Origin of the sequence: Sphingobium sp. V4 (assembly GCF_029590555.1) — a bacterium.
Taxonomy (GTDB): Bacteria; Pseudomonadota; Alphaproteobacteria; order Sphingomonadales; family Sphingomonadaceae; genus Sphingobium.
The window spans coordinates 395,070-413,397 of sequence record NZ_CP081002.1 but is presented as its reverse complement, the minus strand read 5'-3'; the positions used below and the strand labels follow the sequence as shown (position 1 = coordinate 413,397).

Sequence of the window (18,328 nt, the reverse complement as noted above, 5' to 3'; positions counted from 1 at the left end):
AGGGCCGGTCTGCCTCTTCAGGGAATAGCGAGGATGGCCTGATGCAAGTGACGGATGTGGCACCGCGGACCCAGGGCGAGCATGGCAGCCGCAGGGCGATGATCCTGACCACCGGGCTGTTCTTCCTGTGGGGCATGGCGAACAATCTGAACGATGTGCTGATCGCGCATTTCCGGCAGGTCTTTTCGCTGTCGGATTTTCAGTCGGGACTGGTCCAGTCGGCCTTTTATCTCGGCTATTTCTGCTTCGCCATTCCAGCCGCGCTGGCGGCCGAGCGGCTGGGTTACAAGGCGACGGTGATCCTGGGCCTGCTGCTGTTCGGTGGTGGCGCATTGCTGTTCCTGCCGGCATCGATCCAGCTCAGCTATGGCTTCTTTCTGTTCGCCTTGTTCGTGATCGCGAGCGGCCTTGCCTTCCTGGAGACGGCGGCCAATCCGATGGTCGCCGTCATGGGGGCGGCGGACAATTCGGCGCAGCGGCTGAACCTGGCGCAGGCCTTCAACCCGCTGGGGTCGATCGCGGGCGTGGCGCTGGGCGCGAGCCTGATCCTGTCCGACGGGCAGCCTCACAACACTGCGGCCGGCGCCGCCGCCGTGCGGCTGCCCTATCTCGGCATCGCGCTGGTCGTGCTGGGCTGGGCAGCGGTGCTGGCGGTCACGCGCTTCCCGCGCCCCGCGACCGAAGCGGACGGCGGGCGCGGCCCGGCGCTGGCTGGCTATGGCGCGCTCTTGCGCCGACGGCGCTACATGGCGGGCGTGGCGGCGCAATTTTTCTATGTCGGTGCGCAGGTCGGCATCTGGAGCTATCTGATCCGCTATGCGGAGAGCGTGCTGCCGGGCATCGGCACGCAGAAGGCCGCCTGGCTGCTCACCCTGTCGCTGGCGATCTTCATGATCGGGCGCTTCATCGGCGCGGCGCTGCTGGCGCGGTTCGATGGCGCGCGGCTGATGACGCTGTTTGCCGGCATCAACATTGCGCTGTCGCTGATGGCGGTCGCGGGCGGCGTTGCGGGCCTTGTCGCGCTGGTCGCGACCAGCTTCTTCATGTCGATCATGTACCCGACCATCTTCGTCCTGTCGCTGCGTGGACTGGGGCCGCTGACCAAGGCGGGCGCGTCGATGATCGTCATGGCCATCATCGGCGGCGCGGTGCTGACCATGGCGATGGGCCTGCTGTCCGACCTGGCCGGCACGATCCGCGCGGCGATGTTCGTGCCGGCACTCTGCTTCGCGGTCGTCGCCCTCTATGCCCGCGCGGCTCGATCGGAAGGATCTGCATGACCGATACCATCTTCCCAGCGCTGGGCATGGGAACCGCACCGATCGGCAATCTCTACCGGGTTGTCGGCGAGCAGGAGGCGCGCGCCACCCTGAACGCCGCCTGGGATGCGGGCATAGCCTATTATGATACCGCGCCCCATTATGGCTTCGGCCTTGCCGAACGGCGTCTGGGCGCGATGCTGGCCGAGCGCGATCCGGCTGGGAAGGCGATCATCTCTACCAAGGTCGGACGCCTGCTCGTGCCCACCGGCGCGACGGGAGAGCGGCATGGCTTTGTCGATGCCGATCCGTATGAGCCGGTCTTCGACTATAGCCATGACGCCGTGCTGCGGTCCTTCGAGGGAAGTTGCGCGCGGCTGGGCCGGGAGCGGATCGACCTGCTGCTGGCGCATGATCTGGGCCGCCAGACCCATGGCGACGCACATCCCGACCATTTGCGCGCCTTCCTCAACAGCGGCTATCGGGCGATGCGTGATTTGCGTGATGGCGGCGCCGTCGGGGCGATCGGCATCGGCGTCAACGAGGTTGCCATCTGCGACGAACTGCTGGACCATGTCGAGCTGGACATGATCCTGCTTGCCGGGCGCTATACCCTGCTCGACCGCGGCGCCCAGCGGCTACTGGCGCGCTGCGCGGAACTGGGCGTGCAACTGATCGTGGGCGGCCCCTATAATAGCGGCATTTTGGCGCGCGACCTGGCCGGTCCGCTGCATTTCGACTATGCCGCGCCCAGCGAGGAGATCGTCGGCGAGACGCGGCGGCTGGCCCAGGCCTGCGCCGATTTCGGCGTCTCGCTCCCGGCGGCCGCCCTGCAATTTCCGCTTCGCCATCCGCAGGTCGTCAGCGTCATTCCGGGCCTTGTCGGGCCTGAGCAGGTCGCCGATACGATGACGCGATTGGCCACGCCGATCCCCGATGCTCTCTGGCCGGCGCTCGACATGGCGCTGGAGCCGGAATCCCCTGTCATGCTGGGGGACGATGCGCGGCTGATCCTGTTGCATCCGCAGGACAATGTGCTGATCTGCGTTCGCGCCATCGAGGCGGGGGATTTGTTGCCGGCATCAGGCGGCACCATTCCCGCTCGGGAGGGTATCGCCATCGGCCACAAGGTCGCGCGCGTGCCACTGAATGCCGGGGACAAGGTCATAAAATATGGCGCGCCGATCGGGTCGATGACCGCCGGCGCAGCGACCGGCGATTGGGTTCACATGCACAATATGAAGAGCGACTATATCAGCAGTCATACCCGCAGCGCGCTGGGGGAGGGGGCATGATCCAGGCCTGGCTCCGGCAGGATGGGCGCAAGGGCATCCGCAATGTCGTTGCGGTCGCCTATCTGGTCGAATGCGCGCATCATGTCGCGCGGCGGATCGTGGACAAGGCGGACGATCCCGACGTCCAGCTGATCGGCTTTCCCGGCTGCTATCCCAATGCCTATGCCGCAAAGGTGATGGAGGCGATTGCCACCCATCCCAATGTCGGCGGGCTGGTGATCGTGTCGCTGGGGTGTGAGAGCTTCAACCGCGAGCGGCTGCTGGCGGTGACAAGGGCGAGCGGGCGGCCGGCGGAACTGTTGGTGATCCAGGAAAATGGCGGCACGGCGGCGACGATCGCGGCGGGGCTGGAGGCGGTGGCGCGGGTGCGCGCCGCCATCGCCGATGTGCCCCGCGTCGATATGGCTGTGGAGGAGCTGGTCGTCGGTACCATTTGCGGCGGGTCGGACGGGACCAGCGGCATCACCGCCAACCCGGCGGTCGGTCGCGCCTTCGACCGGCTGGTGGCGGACGGGGCGGCCTGCATCTTCGAGGAGACGGGCGAACTTGTCGGATGCGAGACGATTATGGCGGACCGCGCCCGCACGCCCGAACTCGCCGCCGCGATCGAGGAATGCGTGCAGAAGGCGGAGCGTTATTACACCATCATGGGCTTCGGCAGCTTTGCGCCCGGCAATGCCGAGGGTGGCCTGACGACGCAGGAAGAAAAGTCGATGGGGGCCTATTCGAAGTCCGGCTCCTCGACCATCGACGGCATATTGAAGCCGGGAGACGTGCCGCCGACCGGCGGGCTTTATCTGCTGGACGTCGTGCCGGACGGCGAGCCGCGTTTCGGCTTTCCCAATATCTCCGACAATGCCGAGATCGTCGAACTGATCGCGTGCGGCGCGCATCTGACCTTGTTCACGACCGGACGCGGATCGGTCGTCGGATCGGCGATCTCGCCGGTCATCAAGATCTGTGCCAATCCCGACACCGCCCGCCGCCTGGCCGCCGACATGGACGTCAATGCCGGCCGCATCCTGGAAGGGGAAGCGACGCTGGAACAGGTGGGTGCGGAAATCTACGACCGGGTGCTGCGCGTTGCCGCGGGTGAGCGCAGTGTCTCCGAATCCCTCGGCCATCAGGAGTTTATTTTGACCTACAAGGCTTTCGATCCTATCGGCCCCGACTGCCTGCCGACGCAGGTGCGAGCATGAGCGGGCGCCTCGACGGCAAGGTCGCGCTGGTGACGGCGGCGGCACGCGGCATCGGCAGGGCGACCGCGCAGCGTTTCGTGGCGGAAGGCGCGCGGGTGATCGCGACCGATCGGGACCGCGATGCGCTCGAAGGGCTGGACGGATGCGACCTACGCGCGCTAGACGCAACCGACGGCGCGGCGGTGCGGGCACTGGCGGCGGAGGTCGGCGCGATCGACATTCTCGCCAATATCGCGGGCGTGGTTCATGCCGGCAATATATTGGAATGCAGCCAGGAGGATTGGGACTTTGCCCTCTCGCTCAACATGACCGCCATGTATCACAGCATCCGCGCCTTCCTGCCGGGGATGCTGGACAAGGGCGCGGGGGCGATCGTCAACATGTCCTCCATCGCCAGTTCGGTAAAGGGCATTCCCAACCGCTTCGCCTATGGCGCGAGCAAGGCGGGCGTCATAGGCCTGACCAAGGCGGTGGCGGCCGATTTCGTGGGGCAGGGGATCCGGTGCAACTGCATATGCCCCGGCACGATCGACACGCCGTCGCTCCAGCAGCGGCTGCACGACACCGGCGATTATGAAGCCGCCCATAGCGCTTTCGTGGCGCGCCAGCCCATGGGACGGCTCGGCCGGGCGGAAGAGATTGCGGCGCTGGTCCTCTATCTCGCCAGCGACGAGGCCGCCTTCACCACCGGCGCGGTCCATGTGATCGACGGCGGATGGGTCAACTGATGCGGCATGTGTTGCTGATCGACCTGGCCGATGAGGCCGAAGCCATCGCGCAATATGAAGCGTGGCACGCCGCAGGGGCATTGCCGCCGGCGATCGGCGCCAGCATTCGCGCGGCGGACATCGTCGCGATGGACATTTATCGAAGCGGCAACCGGCTGGTCATGTTGATGGAAACCGGCCCGGATTACGACCCGGCGGCCAAGGCGGCCGTCGACGCCGCCGATCCTGCGGTGCAGGCGTGGGAAGCCCAGATGGATGGCGTCCAGCGGCCGCTGCCCTGGGCCGCGCCGGACGCCAAATGGACGCAGGCTACCCGCATCTTCTCCCTCGACCAACAGCCCTGAAAGGCCTTTGCATGATCCTTGCCCGGACCCTGACCGCCGCGAGCCTGTTGCTTGCAACCCCCGCGCTGGCACAGGGCGATGTCCCGCATATCGAAAGCAAGGCGGGGCGCCATGCGCTGATCGTCGACGGCGCGCCTTTCCTGATGCTGGGCGGGCAGGTCAATAACAGCAGCAACTACGCCGCTCCCCTGGCAAAGGTCTGGCCGGTGCTCGATCGGATCGGCGCGAACACGGTCGAGGCGCCCATTGCGTGGCAGCAACTGGAGCCGCAGGAAGGCAGGTTCGACTTCTCCTTCGTCCAGACGCTGCTCGACGAGGCACGCAAGCATGACAAGCGTGTGGTGCTGCTGTGGTTCGGCGCTTGGAAGAATACCGGCCTGGCCTACACGCCCGACTGGGTTAAGCTCGACAATCGCCGCTTCCCCCGGATGAAGACGAAGGAGGGCAAGGATCATGACGTCCTTTCGCCCCATGGGGGAGCGACGCTGGAGGCGGACAAGCGCGCTTTTCTCAAGCTCATGACCTATATCCGCGACCATGACGCCCAGAATACGGTCATCATGGTCCAGCCGGAGAATGAAGTCGGCTCCTACCGCAACCCGCGCGACCATGGCGCGGCGGCGCAGGCGTTGTTCGACGGGCCGGTGCCCGAGGCGCTGACGAAAAGGCTGAAGAAGCCGGCCGGCAGCTGGGCGACCGTATTTGGCGACCAGGCCGACCGCGCCTTCAACACATGGCACACGGCGCGCTATATCGAGGCGCTGGCCAGTGCGGGCAAGGCGATCAAGCCCTTGCCCATGTATGTGAACGCCGCGCTGGGCGACCCCTTCGCCAAGCCCGATCCACAAGCGCTCTCGAGCGGCGGGCCGCAGGGGGACGTGATCGACATCTGGAAGGCCGCAGCGCCCTCGATCGATCTGGCCGCCCCCGACATCTATGATCGCGCGAGCCGCAACGTCTTCAAGCATCTCGATCTCTACGCCCGTCCCGATAACGCGCTGATGGTCCCCGAAATTGGCAATGCCCGCGAATATGCGCGCTATTTCTGGGCGGCGCTGGGGCGCGGGGCGATCGGCTTCGCGCCGTTCGGCATGGATGACACCGGCTATTTCAATTATCCGCTGGGGGCCAAGAGCCTTGATGATGCGACGCTCGACGCGTTCGGCGCGAAATATCGGGTGGTGGCATCGGCGCCCTGGGCGAAGATCGCCTTCACCCATCCGGTCTGGGGCGCGGCGCGGCCCGATGATGCTGCCCCGATCAGCACCACCATGGGCGACTGGACGATCACCGCCAGCTTCGGCCAGTGGCAGTTCGGCCAGCGCGAGTGGTTTCCCAAGGCCGACCTGCCAGCCTGGGCGAACGAGCCGACCGGCGGCATGGTGGTCGCGCAGCTATCGGCCAATGAGTTCCTCTTCACCGGCGACCATGTTCGTGTCGGCTTCGCGCCGAAGGAGGGCAGCGCGCCGGGCGGGATGATCGTCAAAGTGGAGGAAGGCCATTTCGACAGGGACGCCTGGGTCATGGATCGTATCTGGAATGGCGATCAGACCGATTATGGGCTGAACCTGATCGACAAGCCGGTCTGGATCAAGGTGACGATGGGCCGTTACCGCTGATGCGGGCATAGCCCATAACGTCATGGTATGGGCAGGTGCGTCCTGCCCCCTTATCGTCAAGGCCAAACGGTGGGATGATGGCGTCTCGATGAGGGAGCCATCATGTCCAACGCCATTGCCACCGTTTCGCTCAGGGGTACGCTCGAGGAAAAGCTGCGCGCGGCGGCGTCGGCGGGATTTGCGGGCGTCGAGATTTTCGAGAATGACCTGATCGGGTCGTCGCTGTCGCCGAGCGATGTGCGCAGGATGCTCGATGATCTCGGCCTTGCCTGTATGCTCTACCAGCCGTTCCGTGATTTCGAGGGGATGCCGGGTACCTTGCGCCAGCGCGCGATGGACCGGGCGGAGCGCAAGTTCGACCTGATGGGCGAACTGGGCGCGGACCGCATTCTGGTCTGCTCCAACTGCTCGCCCGCTTCGCTGGGCGAGCGGGAGCGGATCGTCGATGATTTCCGCGAACTGGGCGACCGCGCCGCAAAGCGCGGCATCCTGGTCGGTTACGAGGCGCTGGCCTGGGGTCGGCATGTCTTCGACCACCGCGATGTCTGGTCGATCGTCGAGCAGGTCGATCATCCGAACATCGGCATCATCCTCGACAGCTATCATTCGCTGTCGCGCAAGATTCCAAGTGAGAGCATCCGCGCCATAAGGGGCGACAAGATCGTCTTCGTGCAGCTGGCCGACGCGCCGCTGCTCGACATGGACCTGCTTTACTGGAGCCGTCATTTCCGCAATCTGCCGGGCCAGGGGGGGCTGGATGTCGAAGCCTATGTCGCGGAGATCCTGCGCACCGGCTATGAAGGGCCGCTGTCGCTGGAAATCTTCAATGACCGCTTCCGGTCCAACAGCGCCGCGCTGGTGGCGGAGGACGGAAGGCGCTCGCTCGACTATGTGCGCGACGCGGGCTTGCGGCTGCTGGGCCGGGAGACGGCGATGCCCGCACCGCAGCCGATGCTGGGGGCGGAGTTCGTGGAGTTCACCGCCGATGGCGCAAGCTCGGCCCGGCTTGGCAGCACGTTCGCGGCGTTGGGCTTCACCCTTGCCGGCGAGCATCGGCACAAGAAGGTGACGCGCTGGCGCCAGGGCGGCGTCAACTTCGTCGTCAACGCCGAGCCTAAGGGCTTTGCCAGCGCCTATCGCACCGCCCATGGCCCCTCCATCTGCGCCATCGGCGTTCGGGTGGGGGACAAGGCGGCAGTCCTGGCGCGCGCGGCGGCGCTGGGCATCAAGGCCTATAGTCCCGAAGGACGTCCGGGCCGCATGGCGATGCCGGCGTTGCGGGGCGTCGGCGGCAGCCTGGTCTATCTGATCGACGACAATGAAGTGGAAGGGCTTTGGGCGCGGGAGTTCGTGGCGCTCGATGTCGAACCGGATGCGCCCGTCCATGCTCGTGGTTTCGATCATCTGGCTGCGGTGGTGCATGAGGATGAGTTCCTCTCCTGGCAACTCTACTGGCGCGCTTTGTTCGGGCTGGAGGCCAAGGCGGCACAGGATGTGATCGACCCCTCGGGGCTGGTTCACAGCCAGGCAATGCAATCGCCCAATGGCGGGTTTCGCGTGACGCTCAACGCCTCCGATGCCCGCGAAACCTTGTCGTCGCGATTCCTGGGGCAGGGCATAGGTGGCGGTTATCAGCATGTTGCGATCGCCACCGACGACATATTCGCAACGGCGCAGGCGTTGCGCGACTGCGGCGCGGCGATGCTGACGATCCCGGCCAATTATCATGCCGACCTGGCGGCCCGCTTCGGGTTCGACGATGCGACGGTCGCGCGCATGGCGGAACTGGGCATCCTCTATGACGAGGATGCGGACGGCAACGGCTTCTGGCAGCTTTACAGCCGTGCCTTCGACAAGCTGTTCTTCTTCGAGTTCGTTCAGCGAACGCCCGGCTATGTCGGCTATGGCGCGCCCAATGCCGGCGTCCGGCTGGCTGCGCAAAACCGCTTCCGGGACGACATGGTCGTGGACTGACGTCCACGACCCTTCGCGATTACAGGATCAGCTTCACCGTCAGCCCCGCCACGACAGCATCGGCGTGGCGGCTGGTGGCACCCACGCGGTGGATATATTGCAGATTCGGGCGCAACAGCAGTTCGCGCGTCGCCTGCCAGCCGTAGAAAATCTCGCCGCTCGCTTCCCATGTCTGCACGTCGACGGACTGGCCCAGCGATTGCTGGTCGCGCTGCCGGTCGGAGATGCGCGGATTGACGCGGGCATAGACCAGACCAAGGCCGAAATTGTCCTTGGGCCGGCTGTCCCACAGGCCGCGCGCGACGAAGCCGCCACTCAGGAAGAAGGGGACGCGGGCGGTGTGCCGGTCGGACAGGGTCATGGTGCCGAACAGAGCCAGGCCGCGATCGCCCGCGCCGAAGCGGGCAATCATCTTCTCGCCCATGATCCAGGCGCTCCAACGTTCCTGCCGCATGGCGGGCGATAGGCCCGAAAGCACATAGCTGTTGCCATTGACGTCGTCGCGAACATCGGCGCGGTCGGTCGTGTCGACGAGCCCGCCGACGCGGATCAGGCCGGGCAGCCCGCCTTCCTGCTGGCCGAATTTCCATCCCAGTTCGACCGGCAGAACGAAGCTGTCGAAGCGGGGCGCCAGCTTCCAGCCATTGCCGGTCTGGGCGCGGATGCTGTTCACCTCGAAGGCGGCGACGGTGACGGTCAGGTTCCGGGCGATCTCCTGCCGCGCGCGCAGTCCCCAGCGGGGGATGGGAAAGCCCGAGAAGCCGCTATTGTAAAAGAGCGTGGTCGGGCGCGGACAGAAGGCGAAATTCTGGAATTGGCAACCGGAGGGCAGCGTCGCAAAATCGTCGCCGGTATGATAGAGGCCGAATTTCAGGGCGGTCTTCCCGCCATTGAGCTGCTGTTCGTAGCTCAGTTCGGCCGGACGCAGATCCTGCCCGCCGCCGAACAATTCCTGCACCTCGAACAGATTGCCGATGCGGGTGGCGGTCAGATCCTCTCCCTTGCGGTGGATGATCGTGGCGATGAGCTTGCCGCCTTCCAGCCCGAACGTCTTTTCGGTGTCGACCACGGCGGAGGCGAGCAATTGCTGGGTATAGGCCGCCCCCTGGTCCTGCCCGCCGCTGATCGAAGCCGCGCTTTCCGACACATAGGAAAAGGTGAGTGTAACCCCCTTGTCCTTGAGATGCGTGCGCCAGCCGGGCCGGGTGACCGGTTCGGGAGCCGGCGTCTGGGGGCCGGCGGGCGGACCGGATTGCGCGACGGCGGCGACGGCGACCTGCACCGGCTGGACGATGGCGGGTGGCGTATCGGCGATCATGCGCGGGCGCTCCGCTGCGTGGCATGATCGAAATCGGCCATCATGCGCGCACTGTCGGGTTCGACCCCGGTGAAGCGGGCGAAGGCATGAGCAGCCTGCATCACCGCCATGCCGCCACCGTTGAGCGTTGCGCAGCCCTTGGCGGCGGCGGCCGCGAGCAGGGGCGTTTCGAGCGGGAAATAGATGATGTCCGACACCCATTGGTCGGGGGTCAACAGGTCGGGGTCGAAGGGCAGGCCGGGGTGGCTCTCCATTCCGATCGGCGAGGCCTGCACGACGCCGTCCGCGCCGGCGATCGCTTCGGCCGCCGTGGCCGCCACGCTGACGTCGGCCGTCGGGAAGAGGTAGCTCAGCCGATCGGCGAGGGTCACGGCGCGGTCCCGCGCCGGATCGAAGATGGCGAGGCGCGCCGCGCCGAGATCGAGATGGGCGTAGCCCACTGCCGCCGCCGCGCCGCCGGCGCCGATCATGGCGACCCGCCCGCGCGGCCGATCGCCAAGGCCAGCGAGGAAGTGGGCGCGATAGCCCGACCAGTCGCTATTGTCGCCATGCGTCCGGCCGTCGCGGAACAGGATGGTGTTGACCGCGCCCAGCGCCTTCGCGGCATCCGACAGGCTGTCGAGCAGGGGGATCACATCCTGCTTGAAGGGGTGCGTGACGTTGAGCCCGTCAAAGCCCATAGCGCCGAGCATGGGCAGCAACCGTGGCAGGTCGGCGGCGCCATAGCCCATCACTTCGCCGTCCAGGATGCGATAGACCATGGTCAGGCCGAGGGCGCGGGCCTCCGTCTCGTGCATTTCGGGGCTGCGCGATCCGGCGATGCCGCTGCCGATCAGGCCGCAGAGGATGGACGCGCGGGGCCGGCCCGCATCGCGCACGGGTTGCTGGAACATGAAATATCTTCCTTGAGAAAGGTCGGGGTCAGGCGGCCCTGGGCAGGCGGATCATCGCTGCGCAGATGCCGGCCAGCACCACCGGCACCGCGAAGATGCCGAAGATCACCGGCAGCGATACCTTGGCCGCCAGCAGGAAGCCGCCAAGCATCGGGCCGATGACCGCGCCGATACGGCCGACGCCCATGGCCCAGCCGATGCCGGTGCCGCGCGCTTCGGGGGGATAGAGACTGGCGGCCAGCGGATAGCAGCCGTTGAAGCCGCCCTGCACGAACACGCCGATCAGGAAGGCGGTGGCCAGCGTCGCCGCGAGCGGCATGGCGACCGATCCGAACACAACCAGGGCAGCGGCGGCGAGGGCCATATAGACCAGGATCAGCCGGCGCAGGTCGAAGCGCATCGCGACGAGTCCGATCGAGGAGGTGCCGACGAAGGCGCCAATATTGTAGATCGCGCCGGCATAGATGGCGTCCTTCGCCGGCAGGCCGGCCTCCACCGCCAGCTTGGGGATCCAGCTGATTACGAAATACAGCGTCATGAAGGCGAAGATGATCGCCAGCCAAAGAAGGATCGTGCTGGGCGCGCGGCCTTCGGTCAGCAGACCGCGCACGCCGGCGTGGCGCGTTTCGCCGCCATTTTGCGCAGGCAGAGCGTCCAGCCGGGGCTGGCCGATCGAGGCGAGCAGGCGGTTCGCCTTGTCGAGCGCGCCCTTGGGCTGGCGGCTGAGGAGGAAGGCGATGGATTCGGGCAGCAACAGCCAGACGAAGGGAATGGCGATGGCGCAGAGCACGGCCGCGCCGAGCAGCATCGCCTGCCAGCCATGGGTGCCGACATGGCTGGCGACGACGAAGCCGGTGATGGTGGCGCCGACGGGATAGCCGGCCTGGAGGAAGCCCACCGCGAAGGTGCGATGCCGGGCGGGGGCATATTCGGCGGTCAGCGCGGCCATGCTGGCCAGCACCGTGCCGATGCCGATGCCCACGACGAAGCGGCTGGCGATCAGTTGCCAGACCGAGGTGGCGACGCCCGATGCGAACATCGCGAGCGTCATCATGACGAGCGAGGCGAGGATCAGCCTGCGGCGGCCGAAGCGGTCAGCCAGCGGTGCGATCAGCAAACCGCCAGCCGCCATGCCGGCGAGGCCGGCGCTGAATACGACGCCCAGGCTTTCAGGGCTGACCTGCCAGTCGGCGGACAGGGCCGGGGCGACATAGGACAGGATCAGCACGTCCATGCCATCGAGCATGTTGAGGATGAAGCAGATGGCGACAACCAGAATCTGGCGCCCGGTCCAGCTGGAATCGGAACCGTGCGACGGGGCGCTGTCAACGGTGACGTAGGGCCGCACGGAGACGCTGCCGGTGGCGGAATAGCTGGCCATGGAAATGACGCCTTTCATCCTCTCGGGGCATTGAGCCCCTGCTCTGAAAACCAGCCCGGTGGCCTGTCGGCTTCTATTCTGCGGGTGTGCCTTCATCGTCTGACCGGTAGGTATTTTCCACTATATGAAACGATGTTCTCTATGCTCTTATGTTATGTCCTGGCGGAGCGGAGCGAGAGCAGGATGGTCCGGGCGATCTCCTCGAACGTCTCGCCGATGATCGCGCGGGGCGATTCCAGATTGCGATTGATATAGACCGGAAGGACGCCGGGATCGTTGAACTCCAGGAAGCGGACCGTGTCGGCATGGGGCTGCATCGCGGTGAAGCTGTCGACCAGCGCGATTCCCATTCCGTTGGCGACGAAGGCGACGGCGGTTTCCGCAAAGCGGATATAGGTGGATACCTGGATCTCGCGTCCCGCCCGCTCGAACATGTCGGCGATGGCCCGGCCATGCGGCGTGTCGGGGCGGAAGGACTGTAGCTGTTCGTCCGCTATCTCCGCGACGCTGATGCGGTCGCGGCCCGCGAGCGGATGGCTGCTGGGGACCGCGCACACCATGCGCCCCGTGCCGATCCGGCTGGACAATATGTTGGGGTGGTCGATCGGAAAGACGGTGAGCGCATAGTCGCCCCGCTGCAACGCCAGATAGTCCGCCGCCTGCTCGACCGACAAGATGTCGAACTGGATGGTCAGCCCCGGATAATTGGCGGTCAGGCGCGCGAGCATGGGCGGCACGATCGAATGGCCGAGCGAGGGGGAAGCGCCGACGCGGAACAGCCTGTCCTCTCCCTTGGCGAGGCGGCGGATGACATGGGCGAGGTCATCGAACCCCTTGTAGATATGCTCGATTTCCTCGAACAGCGTGCGCGCCTCCTGCGTCGGCACCAGCCGGCCGCGGGTCCGGTCGAACAGCCGGAAATTCAGCCGGTCCTCCATATGGGCCAGCATCCGGCTGAGGCCCGGCTGGGAAGTGCCCAGCATCCGGGCCGCGCCGCTGATCGTCTTGGTGATCATGACGGCGCGGAACATTTCAATCTGGCGAACGGTGAGCATGATGCGCCATTATCGCATGAGTAGGGCCGATCCCGCTAGTCCATGGCGGCGGTCGGCGGCGAAAGTCCGACAGCGACATGGACAGTTGCAGCGAAGATCACTTCCATCCGGGTAAATTCTCAGCAAACGATTGCGTAAACGGTATCGAGCCGATATGCTGGCCGAATCCGGGACCAAGCCGGCGACGACAGGAGAGAGGATCATATGCGGGATCGAGCCGGCAAGCCGAGGATGCGCCTCCTGCAGATCGTCGAGATGAATCTCGGCTTTTTCGGCATCCAGTTTTCCTTCGGCCTGCAACAGGCCAATATGGGACCGATCTATCGCTATCTGGGGGCCGATGAAGCCAGCCTGCCGCTGCTGTGGCTGGCCGGGCCGGTGACGGGCCTGCTGGTGCAGCCGATCGTCGGCGCGCTGAGCGACCGGACGGTCAGCCGCTGGGGGCGACGCACGCCCTATTTCCTGATCGGCGCTGTGCTGTGCAGCCTGGGCCTGCTGCTCATGCCCTACAGCCCGACGCTCTGGTTCGCAGCCAGCCTGCTCTGGATTCTGGACGCGGCCAACAATATCACCATGGAACCGTATCGCGCCTATGTCAGCGACCGGCTGAACGAGGAGCAGCGATCACTCGGCTTCCTGACGCAGAGCGCCTTTACGGGCCTCGCCCAGACCCTGTCCTATCTGGCGCCGTCGCTGCTGGTCTGGTGGGGTTTCAGCGCCGATCTGGTCGATGCGAACGGGATTCCCGATATCACCCGCATCGCCTTCCTGATCGGCGCGGTGATTTCCATTTCGACCATCCTGTGGTCGGTGCTGCGGGTGCCCGAACTGCCGCTGGCGCCGGAAGAGATCGCACGGATGCAGGAAGACCGGCTGTCGCCGGGTACGGCGTGGCGCGATTTCGTCGCCGCAGTGCGCGAAATGCCAGCGCCCATGCGCCAGCTGGCGCTGTCGATGCTGCTGCAATGGTTCGCGATGTTCGCCTATTGGCAGTTCATCAGCTTCGCGCTGGCGCGCGCCCTGTTCGATACCGCCGATCCCGCGAGCAGCGGCTTTCGCCAGGCGGTGCTGCTGACCGGCCAGGCGGGCGCTTTCTACAATGCCATCGCCTGCCTGTCGGCCTTTGCCATGGTGCCGCTCAGCCGCCGCATCGGCCCGCAATATATCCATGCCGGAGCGGTCGCCCTGTCGGGCGCGGCGATGCTGGCCATTCCGGGGGCGGACAGCCATGGGCAGCTGTTCCTGCTGATGATCGGCATCGGCATCGGCTGGGCGAGCATGATGGGCAATCCCTATGTGATGCTGGCCAACAGCATCCCGCCGGAACGCACGGGCGTCTACATGGGCATCTTCAACATGTTCATTGTCATTCCCATGCTGCTGGAGACATTGATCGTGCCGGTCATCTACCGCCCCCTGCTGAGCGGCGATCCGCGCAACATCCTCACCATGGCGGGCGTGATGATGATCGCGGCGGGCGCGGCGACGCTGATCGTCCGCGGCCGCGCCGTTCGTGCCTGATCGGCTTCGCGGCGGCGGATTGTCCTATGTCGTTCATGGCCTTAGAAGAAGGGCATGACGGATAAATCTGATGGCCCGGTGAAGAGCATCACCGATCTCGCGCGGATCGCGGGCGTTTCGGTATCGACCGTCTCGCGCGCGCTGACATCGAAGGGAGCGCTTAACAAGGATACGCGGCAACGCATCCAGGATCTGGCCGCCCGCCATGGTTTCCAGCTCAATGTCGCGGCGCAGAATCTGCGGCTCGGGCGCACCGGCGCGATCGCGGTACTGCTGCCTTTGGGCCATGAGCGCGGACAACATCTGTCCGATCCCTTCTTCATGGCGATGCTGGGCTTCCTGGCGGACGAGCTGACCGAAAGGGGCTATGACCTGTTGCTGTCGCGCGTGTTGCCGACCGGGGACGACTGGCTCGACACTTTCATTCGCGGCGGCCGTGTCGACGGCGTCATCATCATCGGCCAGTCCGACCAGGGCGCGGTGCTGGACCGTACGGCGGCCCATTACAGCCCGATGGTCATCTGGGGCGCCTACGCCGCGCGCAACCGCTATCTGACGGTCGGTACCGACAATGAGGAGGGCGGCAGGCTGGCGGCGCGGCATCTGCTGGAGCGGGGGCGCAGGCGGCTCGCCTATTTCGGCAATGTTGCCGTGCCCGAGTTCGCCGCGCGGTATGAAGGGTTCCTTTCGGCGCTGCCGGAGGATGTGCGGGGGCAGGTCGATCTGGTCCATGCCCATGTGACGCCCGAAGCGAGCTATCGCGTCGCCGCCGACTATTTCGCGGCGGGGCATCGGCCCGACGGGATATTCGCCGCTTCGGACGTGACGGCAATGAGCGTCATCACCGCGGCCGCCGAACGGGACATCCGCGTTCCCGACCAGATGTCGGTGGTGGGGTTCGACGATGTCCCCCTGGCCCGGCTGGCCAATCCGCCGCTGACGACGGTGAGGCAGGACATTCAGCACGGCGCGGCGCTGCTGGTCGACCTGTTGTGCCAGCGGCTGGCGGGTGAGCAGCCGGACTCGATCCAGATCGCGCCGGACATCATCGTGCGCGAATCGAGCTGACCCGGCTCCCCCAAAACAAGAAAAGGCCCGGTTCACGAGGAACCGGGCCAGTATCGTCCGGAGGGGCCGATCCCGAATTGGGGGAGGAGAACGGCCCGGCTCCGGCGTCGGAGAGGTCAGAAGTTGTAGCGGATCGAGGCCGTCACCGTGCGGCCATAGACCGCGCTGTTCTGGAAGATGCCGCTCGTCGCGCTGATCGGCAGCAACTGGCCGCCGCCGCGATAGCCCAGCGTGTCGAAGATGTTGTTGGCGTTGAGGCCCAGTTCCAGATTTTCCACCGGCCGCACCTTGATGAAGCCGTTGAAGAAGGTCGTGCCGCGCACGGTGTAGAGGTTGAAGTCGTCGTTCGGCGCGCTCGTCTGGCCGCTGGCCGACAGGCCGACCGCGAACAGGCCCGCATCATAGGAAGGCGAGATCAGGTAGGTCAGCTTGGGGATGCCGCCGGGCCGGTTGCCGACCAGCGCGGCGGTCGCGCTGTCCTTGATCTTGGGATTCACCCATGTCGCATCGACCGCGAGATGGAATTTGTCGATGTTGAGACGACCGGTGAGTTCGATACCCCAGGACCGATAATCATTCGAGATATTGGGGTCGTTGTTCGGCGGAGGATTGTTGATCCGCGTGAAGTCATAGTTGTTTTCGGTGAGGGTCGAGCGAAAACCGGTGATTTCCACCGAGTAATTGCCCGACCCGCCGACATAGCCACGATGCTTCACGCCGATTTCCTGCTGGTTCAGGAAATTGATGGCGGTGCTGGCGCCCTGGCTGTTGAGCGACCCGTCGGCATTGAAATTTCCGCCCAGCGTGCGGCGATCCGCATTGAAGCGGCCGCCCCGGCTGACGCGGGCGAAAATGCTGTTGTTGCCGTCGATCGCGTAGAGCGCGCCGATCGACCAGCTGGTGTAGCTGCGCTTGTAGTTGATCCGCTCGATCGGTCCGCCCGGCAGCATGGACGGCAGGGTCGCGGTGCCCGTTTCGTCGCTGACGACATAGTCCGGGCCGGGGACGCCGGCCTGCGCCGTGCCTTCGCCCCGCACCCGGTCGTACCGGATGCTGGCGTCGAGATCGAACCCACCGCCCGAATAATTGACCGACAGGAAGGGCGCGTCGTCGGTATATTTGAGGTCGACGGTACGGGCGCAGCATGGCCCCCAATTGTCGTTGAAGCCGGCCTGGCCCGCCGCCGTCAGCTGAACCCCGGTGGTCGAGAAGAGATTGAGCGGGGCCGGATTTTCGCCTTCGAGCGCGCTATACTGGCGATTGACATGCCAGTCCTGGACGATGTTCTGGCTCATGTGGAACCAGCCGGCCTGGACCGTGACCCGGCCCGCGCCGACATCGAACTTGCCCGTCAGCGCCAGATTGTTGGCGATGCTGCCCATGTCCTTCATCAGCGTGTTGATGTTCGGATTATTGTTGAGATAGGTGCCGGTATAGGCCTGCCCCAGCTGCGGGCCCGCGGCGTAGCGGATCGCGCCGACGGTCTGGCCGTTCACCGTCGACCCGAGCACGCTGGCGGTGGTGGCAACGTTCAGGAACTGCGTGGTGAAGCTGCCGCTCATGTCGGTATAGCGGAAATTATTGTCGACCGTCAGCAGGTCGCTCAGCTCATAGTGGAACTGCGCGCCGACCGACGTCACCTTGGGATGGATGCCGTTCATGTCGGCGGTGGAGAGCTGGCCGTCGCGGTTCACATATTGGAACTGGCGGTTGTAGATGGAATAGGTCGACCCGTCGCGAGCGTCGAAATTGGGCAGCGGCTTGAAATCGGTGATCTTGTTGCCGTCGATCGTCACGAGCGAAGGCATGGTGGTGTTGGTCGGGGCATGTTCATCCAGCCGCTTGAAATGGAAGCGGATGAAACCCTTGCCGTCGTCGAAATCCTTGGTCAGGTTCGCCTTCACCTGATAGCCGCGCAGGACGTTGAAATCCTCGTTGGTGGGGCCGCCGCCTTCGCGGGCATAGCCGCCCACATGGAAGCGCAGCGTGTCGCTGATCGGGCCGCCATAGTCGAAGTCGATACGGGTCTCGCGGAAGCCGACCCCCTTGGACAGGGCGATCGCGCCGCCCTCCTTGTCGCCCGTCTTGCTGATATAGTTGACGACCGCGCCCGGCGCCTGGCTGGCGAAGGTGGAGGCGGAGCCGCCGCGCACGGCTTCGACCCGCTCGACATTCTGGTCGAAGCGCAGCCAATAGTCGTTGTTGCCGAACTGGATGTCACCGAACAGGGTGACGGGCAGGCCGTCCTCCTGCAACGCGACATATTCCGATCCGCCGGTGGAGACGGGGATGCCACGCACGCCGATATTGGCGTTGCCGCCGGGACCCGCCGTGTCCGATGGCTGAAGGCCGGGGATCGAGCGCAGCACTTCGGCTTCCGACCGGGGCGTGAAATTCTGGATCGCGTCCTGGCTGATCTGGGAGACGGAGATGGACGAACGGAAGCGGGACTTGTCGCCCGCCGCGGCGGTGACGACGATATCCTCGCCGCTGACGGGGGCGGGCTGCTCGGCGGCCTGCGCTTCGGCGGGCGCCGCATCCTGCGCGTGGCCAGTCGCGGTCAGGCACGCCATGGCCAGGGCGGCGGTGGAAATGCAGGTGTAGCGAAAATGAGTCTTCATGATCCCCTCCAGGAAAGGCCGCCGCGCATTGTCTGCGGTCGGTGACGGATACT

14 protein-coding genes and 1 pseudogene are annotated in these 18,328 nt (G+C 65.6%); 10 read left to right on the top strand and 5 right to left on the bottom strand.

Features of this window, described 5'->3' with window-relative positions:
* Positions 1-41 precede the first annotated feature (41 nt).
* The 8 genes and pseudogenes from fucP to K3M67_RS17510 all read left to right on the top strand — a co-directional run bounded on the left by fucP (position 42) and on the right by K3M67_RS17510 (position 8,418).
* Positions 42-1,280 carry an L-fucose:H+ symporter permease gene (gene fucP, locus K3M67_RS17540; protein WP_285833601.1) on the top strand — a complete coding sequence of 413 codons (1,239 nt, stop codon included), beginning with the start codon at positions 42-44 and terminating at the stop codon, positions 1,278-1,280.
* Positions 1,277-2,224, top strand: a pseudogene (locus K3M67_RS17535) (aldo/keto reductase); the annotation flags it as partial. The gene fucP and the pseudogene K3M67_RS17535, both read left to right, overlap by 4 nt.
* Positions 2,219-2,554, top strand: a complete 336-nt coding sequence (locus K3M67_RS21980) for a UxaA family hydrolase (RefSeq protein ID WP_502958923.1) — start codon at positions 2,219-2,221, stop codon at positions 2,552-2,554. The pseudogene K3M67_RS17535 and the gene K3M67_RS21980, both read left to right, overlap by 6 nt.
* The gene (locus tag K3M67_RS17530) at positions 2,551-3,753 is read left to right on the top strand and encodes a UxaA family hydrolase (protein ID WP_285833599.1); all 1,203 of its coding nucleotides are present in this window, start codon (positions 2,551-2,553) and stop codon (positions 3,751-3,753) included. Before K3M67_RS21980 ends, K3M67_RS17530 begins: the two co-directional genes overlap by 4 nt.
* Positions 3,750-4,481, top strand: coding sequence for an SDR family oxidoreductase (locus K3M67_RS17525; RefSeq protein ID WP_285833598.1), 732 nt, complete (start codon positions 3,750-3,752; stop codon positions 4,479-4,481). Before K3M67_RS17530 ends, K3M67_RS17525 begins: the two co-directional genes overlap by 4 nt.
* Positions 4,481-4,825 (top strand): L-rhamnose mutarotase, encoded by a 345-nt coding sequence (locus K3M67_RS17520; protein ID WP_285833597.1) that lies wholly within the window; start codon positions 4,481-4,483, stop codon positions 4,823-4,825. The genes K3M67_RS17525 and K3M67_RS17520 overlap by 1 nt, the downstream gene beginning before the upstream one ends.
* A gap of 11 nt (positions 4,826-4,836) precedes the next feature.
* Positions 4,837-6,444 carry a DUF5597 domain-containing protein gene (locus tag K3M67_RS17515; protein ID WP_066863331.1) on the top strand — a complete coding sequence of 536 codons (1,608 nt, stop codon included), beginning with the start codon at positions 4,837-4,839 and terminating at the stop codon, positions 6,442-6,444.
* Between the two features lie 102 nt (positions 6,445-6,546).
* Positions 6,547-8,418: a bifunctional sugar phosphate isomerase/epimerase/4-hydroxyphenylpyruvate dioxygenase family protein gene (locus K3M67_RS17510; protein WP_285833596.1), complete on the top strand. Its 1,872-nt coding sequence runs from the start codon at positions 6,547-6,549 to the stop codon at positions 8,416-8,418.
* A gap of 19 nt (positions 8,419-8,437) precedes the next feature.
* Here the strand turns inward: K3M67_RS17510 and K3M67_RS17505 are convergent, their stop codons facing one another.
* From K3M67_RS17505 to K3M67_RS17490, 4 genes are all read right to left on the bottom strand, one after another.
* On the bottom strand, positions 8,438-9,736 hold the full coding sequence (locus K3M67_RS17505; RefSeq protein WP_066863326.1) for a carbohydrate porin: 1,299 nt from the start codon (positions 9,734-9,736) through the stop codon (positions 8,438-8,440).
* On the bottom strand, positions 9,733-10,629 hold the full coding sequence (locus K3M67_RS17500) for a shikimate dehydrogenase (protein ID WP_066863322.1): 897 nt from the start codon (positions 10,627-10,629) through the stop codon (positions 9,733-9,735). The genes K3M67_RS17505 and K3M67_RS17500 overlap by 4 nt, the downstream gene beginning before the upstream one ends.
* Positions 10,630-10,657: 28 nt before the next feature.
* Positions 10,658-12,010, bottom strand: a complete 1,353-nt coding sequence (locus tag K3M67_RS17495) for an MFS transporter (protein ID WP_285833595.1) — start codon at positions 12,008-12,010, stop codon at positions 10,658-10,660.
* A gap of 152 nt (positions 12,011-12,162) precedes the next feature.
* The gene (locus K3M67_RS17490; protein WP_285833594.1) at positions 12,163-13,065 is read right to left on the bottom strand and encodes a LysR family transcriptional regulator; all 903 of its coding nucleotides are present in this window, start codon (positions 13,063-13,065) and stop codon (positions 12,163-12,165) included.
* A 204-nt stretch (positions 13,066-13,269) separates the two neighbouring features.
* Here K3M67_RS17490 and K3M67_RS17485 point away from each other — a divergent pair, with 204 nt between their 5' ends.
* Together K3M67_RS17485 and K3M67_RS17480 are read left to right on the top strand one after the other, a co-directional pair.
* Positions 13,270-14,586, top strand: coding sequence for an MFS transporter (locus K3M67_RS17485; RefSeq protein WP_285833593.1), 1,317 nt, complete (start codon positions 13,270-13,272; stop codon positions 14,584-14,586).
* A gap of 54 nt (positions 14,587-14,640) precedes the next feature.
* Positions 14,641-15,654: a LacI family DNA-binding transcriptional regulator gene (locus K3M67_RS17480; RefSeq protein ID WP_285833592.1), complete on the top strand. Its 1,014-nt coding sequence runs from the start codon at positions 14,641-14,643 to the stop codon at positions 15,652-15,654.
* A 116-nt stretch (positions 15,655-15,770) separates the two neighbouring features.
* On the opposite strand, the gene K3M67_RS17475 is transcribed toward K3M67_RS17480, so the two are convergent.
* A complete protein-coding gene (locus K3M67_RS17475; RefSeq protein ID WP_285833591.1) occupies positions 15,771-18,275 on the bottom strand; it encodes a TonB-dependent receptor plug domain-containing protein in 2,505 nt (834 codons plus the stop codon).
* Between the last annotated feature and the right edge of the window lie 53 nt (positions 18,276-18,328).